This window comes from Virgisporangium aurantiacum (genome assembly GCF_016863635.1).
Taxonomy (GTDB): domain Bacteria; phylum Actinomycetota; class Actinomycetes; order Mycobacteriales; family Micromonosporaceae; genus Virgisporangium; species Virgisporangium aurantiacum.
In genome coordinates this window covers 13,267-26,806 of sequence record NZ_BOPG01000112.1, presented here as the reverse complement: position 1 = coordinate 26,806, position 13,540 = coordinate 13,267, and the positions used below count along the sequence as shown (strand labels likewise).

14 protein-coding genes and 1 pseudogene are annotated in these 13,540 nt (G+C 71.6%); 7 read left to right on the top strand and 8 right to left on the bottom strand.

What is annotated here, in order from left to right:
* Nucleotides 1-6: 6 nt before the first annotated feature.
* On the bottom strand, nucleotides 7-267 hold the full coding sequence (locus tag Vau01_RS58635) for a hypothetical protein (RefSeq protein WP_204012374.1): 261 nt from the start codon (nucleotides 265-267) through the stop codon (nucleotides 7-9).
* Nucleotides 264-644, bottom strand: a complete 381-nt coding sequence (locus tag Vau01_RS58630) for a DUF2089 domain-containing protein (protein ID WP_204012371.1) — start codon at nucleotides 642-644, stop codon at nucleotides 264-266. Before Vau01_RS58630 ends, Vau01_RS58635 begins: the two co-directional genes overlap by 4 nt.
* Nucleotides 645-796: 152 nt before the next feature.
* On the opposite strand from Vau01_RS58630, the gene Vau01_RS58625 reads away from it, so the two are divergent.
* Nucleotides 797-2,800: an APC family permease gene (locus Vau01_RS58625; RefSeq protein ID WP_373320496.1), complete on the top strand. Its 2,004-nt coding sequence runs from the start codon at nucleotides 797-799 to the stop codon at nucleotides 2,798-2,800.
* A gap of 2 nt (nucleotides 2,801-2,802) precedes the next feature.
* Here Vau01_RS58625 and Vau01_RS58620 read toward each other — a convergent pair whose 3' ends face one another.
* On the bottom strand, nucleotides 2,803-3,522 hold the full coding sequence (locus Vau01_RS58620; RefSeq protein WP_204012368.1) for a hypothetical protein: 720 nt from the start codon (nucleotides 3,520-3,522) through the stop codon (nucleotides 2,803-2,805).
* A 38-nt stretch (nucleotides 3,523-3,560) separates the two neighbouring features.
* Nucleotides 3,561-4,241, bottom strand: a pseudogene (locus Vau01_RS58615) (ABC transporter ATP-binding protein); the annotation flags it as partial.
* Between the two features lie 136 nt (nucleotides 4,242-4,377).
* Here Vau01_RS58615 and Vau01_RS58610 point away from each other — a divergent pair.
* Together Vau01_RS58610 and Vau01_RS58605 are read left to right on the top strand one after the other, a co-directional pair.
* On the top strand, nucleotides 4,378-5,553 hold the full coding sequence (locus tag Vau01_RS58610; RefSeq protein ID WP_204012364.1) for a sensor histidine kinase: 1,176 nt from the start codon (nucleotides 4,378-4,380) through the stop codon (nucleotides 5,551-5,553).
* On the top strand, nucleotides 5,550-6,302 hold the full coding sequence (locus Vau01_RS58605) for a response regulator transcription factor (protein ID WP_204012361.1): 753 nt from the start codon (nucleotides 5,550-5,552) through the stop codon (nucleotides 6,300-6,302). Before Vau01_RS58610 ends, Vau01_RS58605 begins: the two co-directional genes overlap by 4 nt.
* On the opposite strand, the gene Vau01_RS58600 is transcribed toward Vau01_RS58605, so the two are convergent.
* Nucleotides 6,243-7,058 (bottom strand): SMP-30/gluconolactonase/LRE family protein, encoded by an 816-nt coding sequence (locus Vau01_RS58600; protein ID WP_239152960.1) that lies wholly within the window; start codon nucleotides 7,056-7,058, stop codon nucleotides 6,243-6,245. The two genes, Vau01_RS58605 and Vau01_RS58600, sit on opposite strands and share 60 nt — an antisense overlap.
* Before the next feature lie 68 nt (nucleotides 7,059-7,126).
* On the opposite strand from Vau01_RS58600, the gene Vau01_RS58595 reads away from it, so the two are divergent.
* On the top strand, nucleotides 7,127-7,564 hold the full coding sequence (locus tag Vau01_RS58595; protein ID WP_204012357.1) for a MarR family winged helix-turn-helix transcriptional regulator: 438 nt from the start codon (nucleotides 7,127-7,129) through the stop codon (nucleotides 7,562-7,564).
* The gene (locus Vau01_RS58590) at nucleotides 7,561-7,980 is read left to right on the top strand and encodes a VanZ family protein (protein WP_204012354.1); all 420 of its coding nucleotides are present in this window, start codon (nucleotides 7,561-7,563) and stop codon (nucleotides 7,978-7,980) included. The genes Vau01_RS58595 and Vau01_RS58590 overlap by 4 nt, the downstream gene beginning before the upstream one ends.
* Before the next feature lie 27 nt (nucleotides 7,981-8,007).
* On the opposite strand, the gene Vau01_RS58585 is transcribed toward Vau01_RS58590, so the two are convergent.
* From Vau01_RS58585 to Vau01_RS58575, 3 genes are read right to left on the bottom strand one after another with little or no spacing between them, the layout of a single operon-like run.
* Entirely contained in the window at nucleotides 8,008-8,853 is an 846-nt protein-coding gene (locus Vau01_RS58585) for a hypothetical protein (RefSeq protein ID WP_204012351.1), read from the bottom strand.
* A complete protein-coding gene (locus Vau01_RS58580; RefSeq protein WP_239152958.1) occupies nucleotides 8,843-9,967 on the bottom strand; it encodes a TIR domain-containing protein in 1,125 nt (374 codons plus the stop codon). The genes Vau01_RS58585 and Vau01_RS58580 overlap by 11 nt, the downstream gene beginning before the upstream one ends.
* Before the next feature lie 49 nt (nucleotides 9,968-10,016).
* On the bottom strand, nucleotides 10,017-10,607 hold the full coding sequence (locus Vau01_RS58575) for a TetR/AcrR family transcriptional regulator (protein WP_239152956.1): 591 nt from the start codon (nucleotides 10,605-10,607) through the stop codon (nucleotides 10,017-10,019).
* A gap of 85 nt (nucleotides 10,608-10,692) precedes the next feature.
* On the opposite strand from Vau01_RS58575, the gene mddA reads away from it, so the two are divergent.
* Nucleotides 10,693-11,415: a methanethiol S-methyltransferase gene (gene mddA, locus Vau01_RS58570; RefSeq protein WP_204012341.1), complete on the top strand. Its 723-nt coding sequence runs from the start codon at nucleotides 10,693-10,695 to the stop codon at nucleotides 11,413-11,415.
* Complete coding sequence (locus Vau01_RS58565) at nucleotides 11,390-13,540, top strand: alpha/beta hydrolase (protein ID WP_204012338.1); 2,151 nt, start codon at nucleotides 11,390-11,392, stop codon at nucleotides 13,538-13,540. The genes mddA and Vau01_RS58565 overlap by 26 nt, the downstream gene beginning before the upstream one ends.

Genomic DNA, 13,540 nt, shown 5'->3' with positions numbered 1-13,540 from the left:
ACTCCTTCAGCTGACGTCGATGTGGACGGCGAACTGGCCGTCGTCGAGGTGGAACTGGGTGCCGGGCAGCGACCACAGCAGCCGGCCGGTGCCGAGCAGCGCGTCGACCACCCGGATCCCGAAGATGACGCAGGCGACGATTCCGGCCACCACGCCGAGCACCAGCAGCGGCGACAGGATCAGCAGGACCGGCACGACGGGGACGTACAACCGCAGCCAGGTGCCGTCGCCGCGGCGCTGGCAGTAGGTGACCACCTGCGGGATCATCGGGATCTCCCCAGCTCCGCCAGTGCCTCCTGGACGGTGATCTCGCCGCGCTGGAGACGGTCGATGACGTCGGCGCCGGCGGGTGCCGGGCCGGTGTCGGCGACGTCGAGATGCTCGGCGAAGTCGAGCCGCTCGGCGATCCGGTTCAGCCGGGCCTTGATCGTCGGGTAGCTCACCCCGAAGATCCGCTCCATCTCCTTGATCGAACCGTGCGCCCGGACGAACGCGGCCACGAAGACCTGATCGTCGACGCCGAGCTGAGCCAGCTGCGGCGGCTCGAACTGGCCCTCGATCGCCACGCCGTTCCCGGACAGGCGCACCCGCTCGACGACGAACGGCTGACCCTGCGTGAGGTCGGTGAGTTCCTGCCAGTCCACCCGGGTCTCCCTACATTCGGTCTGCATCCTTTCTACCTTGAGTTCCTGAAGCCGACAAGGGAGAGACATTAAGATTTTCAATGTCGATCTTATAAATCATGAACATCGAGCCCGAGACCGTGAAACATGCGCGCTTCTCGTAGGGTCGCGGAATGGCCGAGACGCCGCAGGTGACGATGCCCTCGCGGGTGGACAACCCGGAACGGGCGCGGATGAAGCCGCCCGCCGGCGGGCTGCCCCGCTGGCTGCTGGCGCACCGGGTGCAGCCGGTCGGGCCGGCGAGCGGTGAGGGCCACACCGACACCCACCCGTGGTGGAAGGTCATGTGCCTCACCGGCGTCGACTACTTCTCGACCCTGGCCTACCTGCCGGCGATCGCGGCCCTGGCCGCCGGTGCCCTGTCACCGCTGGCGACGCTGCTCATCGTGGCGCTGACGCTGCTCGGCATGCTGCCGATGTACCGGCGGGTGGCCAAGGAGAGCCCGCACGGGCAGGGGTCGGTGGCGATGCTGGAGGACCTGCTGCCGTTCTGGTGGGGCAAGCTGTTCGTCCTCGCGCTGCTGGGCTTCGTCGCCACGTCCTGGATCGTCACGATCACCCTGTCGGCGGCCGACGCCACCGTGCACATCCTGGAGAACCCGCTCGCGCCGGACGCGATGGCCGGCTGGGCGGTGCCCGTCACCGTCGTGCTGCTGCTCGTGCTCGGCGGCGTGTTCCTGATGGGCTTCAACGAGGCCGTGAGCGTGGCGATCCCGCTGGTCGCGGTCTTCCTGGCGTTGAACGCGGTCGTCGTGGTGGTCGGCCTGGTCGACGTGTTCGGCACCGCCGGCGCGCTGTCGGCGTGGACGGACGCGCTCACCGCCGACGGCAGCGGGTTCGGCGACATCGTCGGCCCGGCCGTCCTCGCGTTCCCGCTGCTCGTGCTCGGGCTCTCCGGCTTCGAGACGGGCGTGAGCATGATGCCGCTGGTGGCCGCCGACGGGTCCGACCCCGAGGAGCGCCTGCGCAACCGGGTGCGCAACACCCGTCGCCTGCTCACCACCGCGGCGCTGATCATGAGCGTGTACCTGATCGCCACCAGCTTCGTCACCACGGTGCTGATCCCGCACGAGGAGTTCGAGAAGGGCGGCGACGCGAACGGGCGGGCGCTGGCGTTCCTGGCGCACGAGAAGGTCGGCGAGATCTTCGGCACCGGCTACGACATCTCGACGATCCTCATCCTGTGGTTCGCCGGCGCCTCGGCGATGGCCGGCCTGATCAACATCGTCCCGCGGTACCTGCCCCGCTACGGCATGGCCCCGGAGTGGGGACGCGCGGTGCGGCCGGTGGTGCTCGTCTACACCGTCATCAGCATCGTCCTCACCATCGCGTTCGGAGCCGACGTGAACGCGCAGGCCGGCGCCTACGCCACCGGCATCCTCGCCATGATGGTCTCCGGCGCCTTCGCCGTGACGGTGTCGGCCGTCCGGCACCGGCAACGGGTCGCGACCGTCGGGTTCGCGGTGCTCACCCTCGTCCTCCTGTACGCCCTCGGCGAGAACATCCGCGAGAAACCGGACGGCATCGCGATCTCGGCCATGTTCATCGTCGGCGTCATCGTCGTCTCGCTGATCTCGCGCGTGGCCCGCACCACCGAACTGCGCGCCGACCACATCGAGTTCGACGACACCGCGCGGCTGCTCATCACCGAGTCCATCGCCCTCGACGGCCGGCTCAACATCATCGCCAAACGGCGCCACACCGGCGAGGACCCGACCGAGGCCGTCGACGACTACGCCGCCAAGGAACGCGAACAGCGCGACCTGAACCCGTTACCGGGCAACGCCGACGTCCTCTTCCTGGAGGTCGACGTCATCGACCCGTCCGGCTTCAGCGAGGTGCTCCAGGTGCGCGGCGTCTCGGTCGACGGTCACCGCGTCCTGCGGGCGGAGAGCCCGGCTGCGCCGAACGCCATCGCCGCGATCCTGCTGGCGCTTCGCGACGCGACCGCGGTCATCCCGCGCTGCCACTTCGAGTGGGCCGAGGGCAACCCGGTCGTCCACCTGCTGCGCTACCTGCTCTTCGGCCGCGGCGACACCGCGCCGGTCGTCCGCGAGATCATCCGCCAGGTCGAGCCCGACCCGAACCTGCGCCCCCGCATCCACGTCGGCGGGTGACGTCAGGTGATGTCCCGGCGGTCGGTGACGATCGTGGCCGCCGCGCCGGCGAGCGCGACGTAGCCGACGAGCAGCGCGGCGGCGCCCCACTGCGGGAGGCCGTCGGCGCCGGTCGGCAGGTTGCCGAGCGCGCTGCCGGCCGCGAACGGCAGCCACTGGCTGACGGTGCTTCCGACGAGACTGGCCACGACGCCCTCGACCAGGGCGAGCCAGGCCAGCGCTCCGGTGACGGCCGCGGTGACGTTCGGGACCAGCGCGCCGATGCCGACGCCGAGCGCGGCGAACGCGATGTTCCACGCGACGCCGCCGGCGACGGTGCGCCACAGCAGGGAGTCGGACCAGTCGACGGTCACGTCGGTGGCCGCGGCCGCCACGGCCGTGGCGGCGATCGCGGTGACGGCGCCGACGAGTCCGAACAGGGCGCCGGCACCGGTGTGCACGATCAGCTTGTCGGCGAGGACCCGGCCGCGGTGCGGCTGGGTGAGGTAGGTGTCGGTGATGGTGCGGTGCCGGTGCTCGCCCGCGACGGCCATGATGCCGAGCACCAGCGTGAACAGGGCGGCCAGGCCGAGGTGCGCGGCGCCGGCGCGGGCGATGGCCGGGTCGGTGCGGTCGCCGTTGGCGAACGGGCCGGTGGCGCCGGCGACGATGACGAGCTGGGCGACGGCGAGCAGCACCCACGGCGTGCGGATCGTCCGCAGTCTGAGGATCTCGGCGGGCATCAGCGGTCCCCTCCCACGAGGTCCAGAAACGCTTTCTCCAGGGGTCCGTCGAGGTCGGCGAGCGGGCCGGCGTAGCGCAGCGCGCCCTCGTGCACGATGACGAGGTGGTCGACGGTCTGCGCGACCTCGGACAGGACGTGGCTGGAGAACAGCACCGTGCGTCCCTCCGCGGCGAGCCCCCGGATCAGGCCGCGCAGCCAGGCCATGCCGGCCGGGTCGAGACCGTTGGCCGGCTCGTCGAGGATCAGCGCCGCCGGGTCGCCGAGCAGCGCGGCGGCCAGCCCGAGGCGCTGGCGCATGCCGAGCGAGTAGCCGCGGACCCGCCGGCCGGCGGCGTCGGCGAGCCCGACCCGGTCGAGGACCTCGTCGACCCGCCCGGCGGGCAGCCCGGCGGCGCGGGCGGCGACCCGGAGATGGTCCCGGCCACGCCGGCCCGGGTGGAACCCGGTCGCCTCCAGGACGGCCCCGACGGCGCGTCGCGGCTGCGGCAGGTCGGCGAAGCGGCGACCGCCGACCAGGGCCTCGCCGCTCGTCGGGCGCACCAGTCCGAGGATCATCCGCAACGTCGTGGACTTGCCGGCGCCGTTCGGGCCGAGGAACCCGGTGACCTGCCCGGCCGGGACGTCGAACGTCAGGTCGCGGACCGCGGTGACGGAACCGAAGCGCTTGGTCAGCCCGCGGACCGATATGCCGGTTCCGGGCTCGTCGTCGTATCGCACGCCGACCGACGATTCCGCAGCCGACGGGGTGCTGTCGTCACGCGGCGGCGTCATCTTCGGCGTACCGCGGGCGCGGTACGCGCCGTACCGCCGCGGCGGGACGCCAGGGGGTCCGCACCGTCCGTACCGTGAAGGGATGACGCTGCATGCCGGGGTACAGGCCCGGGCGCACCGGTTCGTGGCCCGGCCGGTCCGGGCCGACGCGGCCATCGCGGTGGTCGTTCTCGCGGTGACGCTGGTGACGGCGACCGCCGGTCCGCAGGCCCGTCCGCTCACCGGCCTCGGGGCGGCCTGCGCCTGCGTGGCCGCCGGCTCGCTGGTGTTCCGGCGGCGATACCCGTTCGCGACGCTGCTGGTCGCCGCGCTCGCGGCGGAGGTGTTCCTGGCCCACAACCACGCCCGGAACGGGCTGGTGATCCTCGCCGCCCCGCTGGTCGCCCTGTCGACCGTGGCCGAGCGGGCGACCCGGATGCGCGCCGTGCTCGTCGGCGGGGTGGTCGTGCTCTCGATCGGCGTCACGCACGTCTGGTTGAAACCGGCCATCCTCGGGCCGGAGAACCTCGCCCTCGCGGCGTTCGGCGGGCTCGCCGTGGCGGCCGGCACCGCGTCCCGGCACCGTCACGCCTACCTGGCCGAGGCCCGGAAGCGGGCCGACCAGGCCGAGGCCGACCGCGACGCCGAGGCCCGGCGCCGGGTCACCGAGGAACGGCTGCGCATCGCGCGGGACCTGCACGACGTCATCGGCCACCACCTCGCGCTCATCCACATCCAGGCCCGCGTCGCGGCGCACGCCCTCGACGGCGCCGACGGCCCGGCCGGCCAGGCGCTCGACCACGTGTGCGCCGCGAGCAAGGCCGCGCTGACCGACCTCGGCGACACCATCGGTCTCCTGCGGCAGGCCGACGACCCGGCCGCGCCGCCCACGGCGCCGTTGTGCGGACTCGACCGGGTCCACGACCTGCTCGCCACCTACCGCCGGTCCGGGCTCGACATCGCGGTCGCCGTGGCGGGGCCGGTCCGCCCGCTCCCGGGACCGGTCGACCTGACCGCCTACCGCGTCCTGCAGGAGTCGCTGACGAACGTGTGCAAGCACGCCGGGCCGACCACGGTCACCGTCGATCTGGCCTACCGCGCCGACGCGCTGGAGCTGTCCGTCGAGAACGACACCACCGGCCAGCCCGCGCGCCGCACCGGACACGGCCACGTCGGGATGCGCGAACGCATCGGCGCCCTCGGCGGCACCTTCACCGCCGGTCCGGCGCCGCACGGCCGGTACCGCATCTCCGCCCGACTCCCGTACGCCGCACCGTGATCCGGGTGGTGCTCGCCGACGACCAGCCCCTCGTGCGGGGCGGGTTCGCGGTGTTCGTCAACGCGGCGGCCGACATGTCCGTCGTGGGCGAGGCCGCCGACGGCCTCCAGGCGGTCGAACAGGCCCGCACGGGGGCCGCGGACGTCGTGGTCATGGACATCCGCATGCCGAACCTGGACGGCCTGGCGGCCACCCGCCGCCTGACCGCCGAGCTGCCCGACGTCCGGGTGCTCATCCTCACCACGTTCGAGGTCGACGAGTACGTGTTCCAGGCCCTGCGCGCCGGCGCCAGCGGCTTCCTCGGCAAGAACGCCGAACCCGACGAACTCATCGACGCGATCCGGCTCGTCCACCGCGGCGAGCAGCTCCTGTCGCCGGCCGCCACCCGCGCCCTGATCGGCCGCTTCCTCAGCCAACCCGACCACCGCCGCCCGACGACCGACCTCGCCGCCCTGACCGCCCGCGAACGCGAGGTCGTCGCGCTGGTGGCCACCGGCATGTCCAACGACGACATCGCCGGCCACCTCGTGGTCAGCCCGCACACGGCCAAGACCCACGTCAACCGTGCCATGGCGAAGCTCGGCGCCCGTGACCGCGCGCAGCTCGTGATCGCCGCCTACGAGGCCGGCCTGGTCCGCCCCGCATCAGGGCCGCCGGGCTCAGGGCCTTCCGGTTCAGGGCCTTCCGGTTCAGGGCCTTCCGGCTCCGGGCGCGGGGGCCGGGAAGGCCACGACCTGACCGCTGGGTGATGCCGATTCGGTTCCGCCCCAGTTCTGGCCGACGACGAACAGGCGCGGGTCGTCGCCGCGGCTGAGCGCACAGGCGAACGCACCCCGGTCGAGGCCGACGGTGGCCAGCACCTCGCCGCCCGCGCGGACCCGGACGCAGTGCTTGTTGCCGACGTCGGCGTACCAGATCGCGCCCTCGGCGTCGAAGCAGATGCCGTCGGGGTGGTCGCCGGGCGTGTCCGCCCAGACGCGCCGGTTGCCCGTGCCGATGTCGTACGCCGTGAGCCGGTTCGCGTACGACTCGGCGACGACCAGGGTGCCGCCGTCGGGGCTGATCGCCATGCCGTTGGGGAACGCGAGGTCGTCGGCGACCCGGGTGACGGAGCCGTCCGGCGTCACCTTGACGATCAGCCCGGGGGCGAACTCACCGCCGGGAAAGTCGAAGCCGATGCTGTTGACGTACGCGTTGCCGCGCTCGTCGACCACGATGTCGTTCCACGGCTTCCGCGACGTGGGGGACAGGTCGGCATGCTCGACCAGCGACCCGTCCGGCTCCCGCCGCAGCAGCCGTTGCCGCCCCGAGTCGACGACGAGCAGCCGCCCGTCGGGCAGGAAGTCGATGCACATCGGGAACGAGTCGACGGTCGCCACCACCTCGTGCCCGCCGTCGGCGTCGAGCACGATGACCTGGTTCGCACCCCAGTCGGAGAACCACAACCGGCCGTCGTGCCAGCGCGGCGACTCGCCGAACACGATGCCGTCCATCAGAACGCTCACACGCGTCTCCCAATAGTCATGAATCATGAACATCATGTCCCATGAAGATGGTGGGCTACGATGGCGCGATGGCGCAAGCCGAGTTCACCTCCAGCACGGGCTTTCTGCTCGCCCGCCTCGGCGCCGAGTCGCGCCGTCAGTGGGCCCGGCTGCTGGCCGAGCGCGGCCTGAGCCCGCACCATTTCGGTGTGCTCATGGCCCTCGACCGGCTCGGCGAGACCCACCAGCAGCGGCTCACCGCGGCGATCGGGGTCGACCCCCGCAACGCCGTGCCGATCTTCGACACCCTGGAGGCGCAGCGGCTGATCGCCCGCACCAGCGACCGGGCCGACCGCCGCCGTCGCGCCGTCACCATCACCGCCGCCGGCCGGGCCACCGTCGACGAACTCCGCCGCACCGGCGCCGCCCTCGACGACGACCTGCTCGCCGGCCTCACCGGGAACCAGCGCACCACCCTGCACCGCCTGCTGCTCAAGGTCTACGACTCGACCATCGAGGCGCGTTGACCCGCGCCCGGGCCTGGACACTGGCGCTGTCCTGGGTCTACGCCGCCGCTGTCGCCGTGGTCACGGTCGTGCCGGCCGGCGCCCACCGCCGGCACCATGGACGCTGGTGGTGGGTCGTCGAGGCGGTCCCGTTCCAGGTGCCGCCGGTCAGCTTCGCGCTGAACGTCGTCATGTTCATGCCGGTGGGCGTGCTGGTGCCCCTGCTCTGGCCACGGGCGGGCCGCATCGGCACGATAGCGGCGCTGTGTTTGGCGGCCAGCGCGGCGATCGAGCTGACACAACTGGCGCTGTGGGTGACGCTGGGCAACTACCGCACGGTCGACGTCAACGACCTGATCGCCAACACGGCCGGCGGGGTACTGGGCCTGCTCGTCCTGAGGGTGGCCGGGGGAGCGCGGGCCCGGGCGACGGGCTGAGGCCGGCGGACGGCGCCGGCCCGGTCCTCAGGGCCGTGCGGCGCCGAGGGCGGTCAGCCAACGCGCGGCGGTGGGGCGGGTGCCCGACGGGCCGGCGGCCATCGCGAACGTCGCCGTGATCTGTGCCGCGAAGCGCGGCTCGACACCCGGCAACAGGTCCAGCGGGTCACCCGGCCGGACCCGGTGCGAGCGGGCAAGGACCCGCCCGACGAGCAATGCGAGCTTGTAGTTGTCGGAGTCGGGGTCGACGCCGGTCGGTGACATCGCGGGGTCGTTCCAGTCGAGCGTCTCGACGCGCGCGGCCTGTCGGGCGTGGGCCAGCGGGCGGATGTCGTCGCAATCCATGACGAGGAGACCGACGGGCGCCGGCGTCCACAGCACGTTCAGTTGCGAGAGGTCGCCGACGACGAGACCGTTGGCGTGCAACAGCGCGAGGACCGCCGCCGCCTCCTGCGCGACCCTGATCCGGCCGTCGACATCGAGCGGTGCGATGTCGCCCCAGAGCGGGTTCGGCGGGTAGAGGAGGTACTGGAGTTGGCGCTCCTGGCGTCCGGCTCGGGTCGTACCGAAGAATCGTTCGGGTATCGGCGGAAGGATCACGCCACAGGTGGTGCCGTCGCGGATCACCCGCGACAAGGGCCAGACGGTGCGATCGAGGAGCCATGATCGCGGTTCCGGGGCGAGCATCGCCGGGAAGGCGACGACCTCGGCCAACGCGGTGTCGGTCCGCGGCGTGCGGTACTCCTTGAGGACGAAGTCGGTGTGGCGTCCCGACAGCGACCACACGGTTCCCTGGCCACCGCTACCGAGACGCCGGTCCACCGCGAGCTCGTCGCGGCCGACGGCCGGCGGTAGGTGCGACTCAGAGTTCATCGAACGACAGGTTCGTCGCGCTGTTGAAACCCGGCACGGCTTCGGGCATCACCAGCCTCGCCGAGTGTTCGCCGATTTGCGCACCGGACTGTACGACCGAGCTGACCAGGGACCCGATGTACTCCTGGAAGGCTTGAACCGGCCCGGTCGAATCGAGGCGACGGTCGTCGGACATGAATCCCCGGACCGTGCCGATGGATCTCACGTCGACCGGGTCGGCATCGCCGAAGCCGAAGGACACGATGTTCGGACGATGAGGCCAACGGGGGTCGACGAGTCGTTGATAGGCATGCGGCCAACGGCCGGAATCCTCGGGTCGTGAACCGGTGACGAAGATGACGACGGGGCGATGCACCCTGAGGCCGAGCGTGCTCTGGAGGGCGCGGACATCGCTGCTGATCGTGTCCCTCAGCAACGTGAAAACCGGTGCGTAGAGCGCGTTGCCCGCCGCCGTCAGGGGAGGAATGGTCGGCATCGTGCTCAGGTCGGACAGCGGCAGCAGCACGTCCGCGCGGTGAGCGAACCCGATCACGCAGACGCCGGTGCTGTCGGCGACGACCGGATTGCTGCCGACGGCGACCACCATGGTCGCCAGGGACTCGGCCACGGCTCTGAGCGGGGCGCCGGCCAGCGCGGCGGAGGTCTCGTACACCAGGTAGAACGGGAGAAGGCGCGACCTGCCGGCGAATGCGTCGACGTGCGCTGATCGCGGCGGCGTCGTCGCGGCGGGTTGCGGCGTATCGGTGACGGCGAGCAGGCGTTCCAGGAACCGGCTGCCCGGCATGGAGCCGCCGGTCACGTCCTCGTAGTGCGTCCGGCTCAACCCGAAGAAGACGTCGCCGGCCAGCAGCAGCGCCAGGATCGGTTTGCCAAGGCGTCTCGCGTGGTCGATCTCCTCGGCGACCCATTCCGACTCGTCCGCTTCGTGGGTCATGACGAGGACGAGCGCGGCGCAGCTCGCTATCCGTTCGCGCACCCGCCGGTCCCACCGCTCGCCGGCGACGATGTCGTCGTCGTCCCAGACGAGCAGGCCAGCGGCCCGAAGGTGCTCGACGAGCCGTCGGACGTAGTCCTTGTCGCGATGACTGTGGCTCACGAAGACGTGCCCTGGCATCCGCGGCCCTTCCATGCTCGACTGCCGGGTCGAGCCTAGACACGGCCGTTCATCGGTCGGCGGATGGCTCCTCGAAGCGCCGGATGAGTGACCCCACACTGCGCAGCCCCGACCGGACCTGGGCCGCCCAGTCCTCGCCGCCCAGCAGGATCACGGCCTCGCCGCCGAGGAAGGACAGGCCGATCAGCATCGCCACGTCGTCGGCCCGCAGGGGGCCCAGGCTGCCGAACCGCTGTTCGGCCTCGCGGGACACCTCGCGGAGGACCTCGAACCAGGCCTGCAGCAACTCGAGCACGCGCCTGGCCACGTCGCGGTCGGACCAGCCGGCGGCGATCATCTCCTGCAGCACCCGCACGTAGCCGGAGTCCAGGTCGTCGTCGAGGAAGTCGCAGGCCTGTTCGTACCGCTTCCACAACGGCGTGTCGGAACCGTACATCGTGCGCTGGCGGGCCACGAGTTGGCGGTTCTCGTGATCGAGCAGGGCCAGGATGACGCCCTGCTTGCTGCGGAAGTGGTAGTGGATCTGGCTCAGGGGAACGCCGGCGGCCTCGGCCACGCGTCTGGTCGACAGGGCGGCGTAGCCGTCGGTCAGGAGGCAGGTGCGGGCGGCCTCGACGATCCGCAGTGATGTCGGGTTCACGGCTGCTCCTTGTCGGTCGGTCGACCGAATGATAGCTTGCGGGTGTTCGGTCGGTCGACCGACTGGCACGGCAAGGAGGACCACCATGGTTCGCAGGGCCTACAGCATCGTCGCCTACGTCGCATTCCTCGGCGTCTTCCTCTACACCATCGGCTTTCTTGCCAACAGCGTCGTCCCGAAGGGCGTCGACGACGGCACCGTCCTCCCGGCCTGGCAGGCGATCCTGATCGACGTCGCCCTCCTCGGCCTCTTCGCCGTCCAGCACAGCGTCATGGCCCGCCCGGCGTTCAAGCGCTGGTGGACGCGCTACGTTCCGGCGTCCGTCGAACGCAGCACCTACGTCCTGGCCGCCAGCGCCGCCGTCGCCCTGCTGCTCTGGCAGTGGAAGCCGCTGCCCGACCCGGTCTGGTCCGTCGATCCCCAGTGGGCCCGCGCGACACTCTGGGCGCTGTACCTGTTCGGGTGGGCGTTCCTGGTCCTCAGCACGTTCGGCCTCGGGCACTTCGACCTCTTCGGCCTCCGCCGTGGCGAGCAGCGGTTCCGCGAACCCGTGCTGTACAAGGTGATCCGGCACCCGATCATGGTCGGCTTCCTCATCGCGTTCTGGGCCGTGCCGGACATGAGCGTCGGGCGTCTCCTCTTCGCCGGCGCCGCGAGCGCCTACATCCTGGTGGGAGTCCGGCTGGAGGAGCACGATCTCAAGCGGGAACTCGGCGAACCGTACGAGCGGTACCTCGACCGCACGCCGCGGTTCGTGCCCGGACTCAAGGGAAAGGTGACCGGTGCGAGCACGACAGCCCGACCGTGACGGTTTCGCCGAACGCGGCGGCGTGAAGGTCCACTACGAGGTCTACGGCGAGATCAACGGGGATGGCGGCCCGACGATCCTGCTGCTGCCGACCTGGACGATCGTGCACAAGCGGGTCTGGAAGATGCAGATCGGCTACCTCGCCCGGCACTTCCGCGTCGTCGTCTACGACGGTCCGGGCAACGGCCGGTCCGACCGTCCACTGTCGAGCGACCCGTACTCCCAGGCAGCACAGGTCGCCTACGCCCTCGCCGTGCTCGACGCGACCGACACCGAGAAGGCTGTCGTCGTCGGGCTGTCCCGGGCGGCGAACTGGGCCCTCGAACTCGCCGTCGAGCACGCCGACCGGGTCCACGGCACCGTCGTGATCGGACCCTCGATCGCCCTGCCGCCGCACGCCGCCCGCGCCACCAACCTCGACGTCGCCGCGCCCCGGCCCGACCTGCCGCCGTCGGCGGTGCCCCGGCTCGGTCGGGACCCGCAGCGGCACTGGGCCAAGTACAACTGGGAGTACTGGCTCACCGACTGGGAGGACTTCGCCTGGTTCTTCCTCGGGCAGTGCTTCACCGAACCGTATTCCACCAAGGCGATCGAGGACGGTGTCGGCTGGGCGCTGGAGACCAACGGCGCGGTGCTGGTCGCGGAGAGCCGGGCGCCGCGGCCGGATCAGGCGACGATCGAGGACTGGTGCCGGCGCCTGGAGAGCCCGTTGCTGGCCATCCACGGCACCGACGACCCGATCGCGCCGCTGGCCCGCAGCGAGCGGCTGGTCGAACTGACCCGCGGCGCGCTGGCCGTCGTCGACGGCGGCGGGCACATCCCGCTGGCCCGCGACCCGGTCCAGGTGAACGGGCTCATCGCCGAGTTCGCCGCCCGGTTCCGCCCGGACCCCCCGCGCCGCACCTGGACGCGATGGGACCGGCGGCGCAAGCGCGTCCTGTACCTCTCCTCGCCGATCGGTCTCGGCCACGCCCGGCGCGACCTCGCCATCGCGCGGGAACTGCGCGAGCGGCATCCGGACGTGGAGATCGACTGGCTCACCCAGCATCCGGTGACGCGCATGCTGCGGGACGCGGGGGAGCGGGTGCACCCCGCCTGCGCCTGGTTGGCGAACGAGTCGGCGCACGTGGAGAGCGAGTCCGGCGAGCACGACCTGCACTGCTTCCAGGCGTTGCGGAACATGGACGAGATCCTCGTCAACAACTTCATGGTCTTCCGGGACGTCGTGAGCGAACAGCGGTACGACCTCGTGATCGGCGACGAGGCGTGGGACGTCGACCATTTCCTGTTCGAGAACCCGGAACTCAAGCGCTTCGCGTACGCCTGGCTCACCGACTTCGTCGGCTTCCTGCCGTTCGCCGACGGCGGCGAACGCGAGGCGCTCGTGGCCGCCGACCACAACGCCGAGATGATCGCGCAGGTCGCCCGGTTCCCGCGGTTGCGCGACCGGGCCGTGTTCGTCGGCGATCCCGACGACATCGTCGACGAGCGCTTCGGCGTCGACCTGCCGTTCATCCGCGACTGGACCGAGGCCAACTACGCGTTCTCCGGCTACGTCACCGGGTTCGACCCGGCCGCCTACGCCGACCGGGCGGCGCTGCGGAGCGAACTCGGCTACCGCGAGGACGAGCGGGTGTGCGTGGTGACGGTCGGCGGCTCCGGTGTCGGCGGCGACCTGCTCCGCCGGGTCGTCGACGCCTTCCCCGCGGCGGCGCGCCGGGTTCCGGGCCTGCGCATGGTCGTGGTGGCCGGCCCGCGCCTGGACCCCGGCCGGTTCACCGTCCACGATGGACTGTCGATCCACGGGTACCTGCCGCAGCTGCCGCGCCATCTCGCGGCGTCCGACCTGGCGATCGTCCAAGGTGGACTCACCACGACGATGGAGCTGACGGCGACCCGGCGGCCGTTCATCTACGTGCCGTTGCGACACCACTTCGAGCAGAACTTCCATGTGGCGCACCGCCTGCGCCGGCACGGCGCCGGCCGTCGCATGGACTTCGACGACCTCGACCCGGACCGGCTGGCGGAGGTGATCTCGGCCGAGATCGGCCGGGAGGTGGACTACCGGCCGGTGCCGGCCGACGGCGCGACGCGGGCCGCGAACCTGCTCGCGGAACTCCTGTGA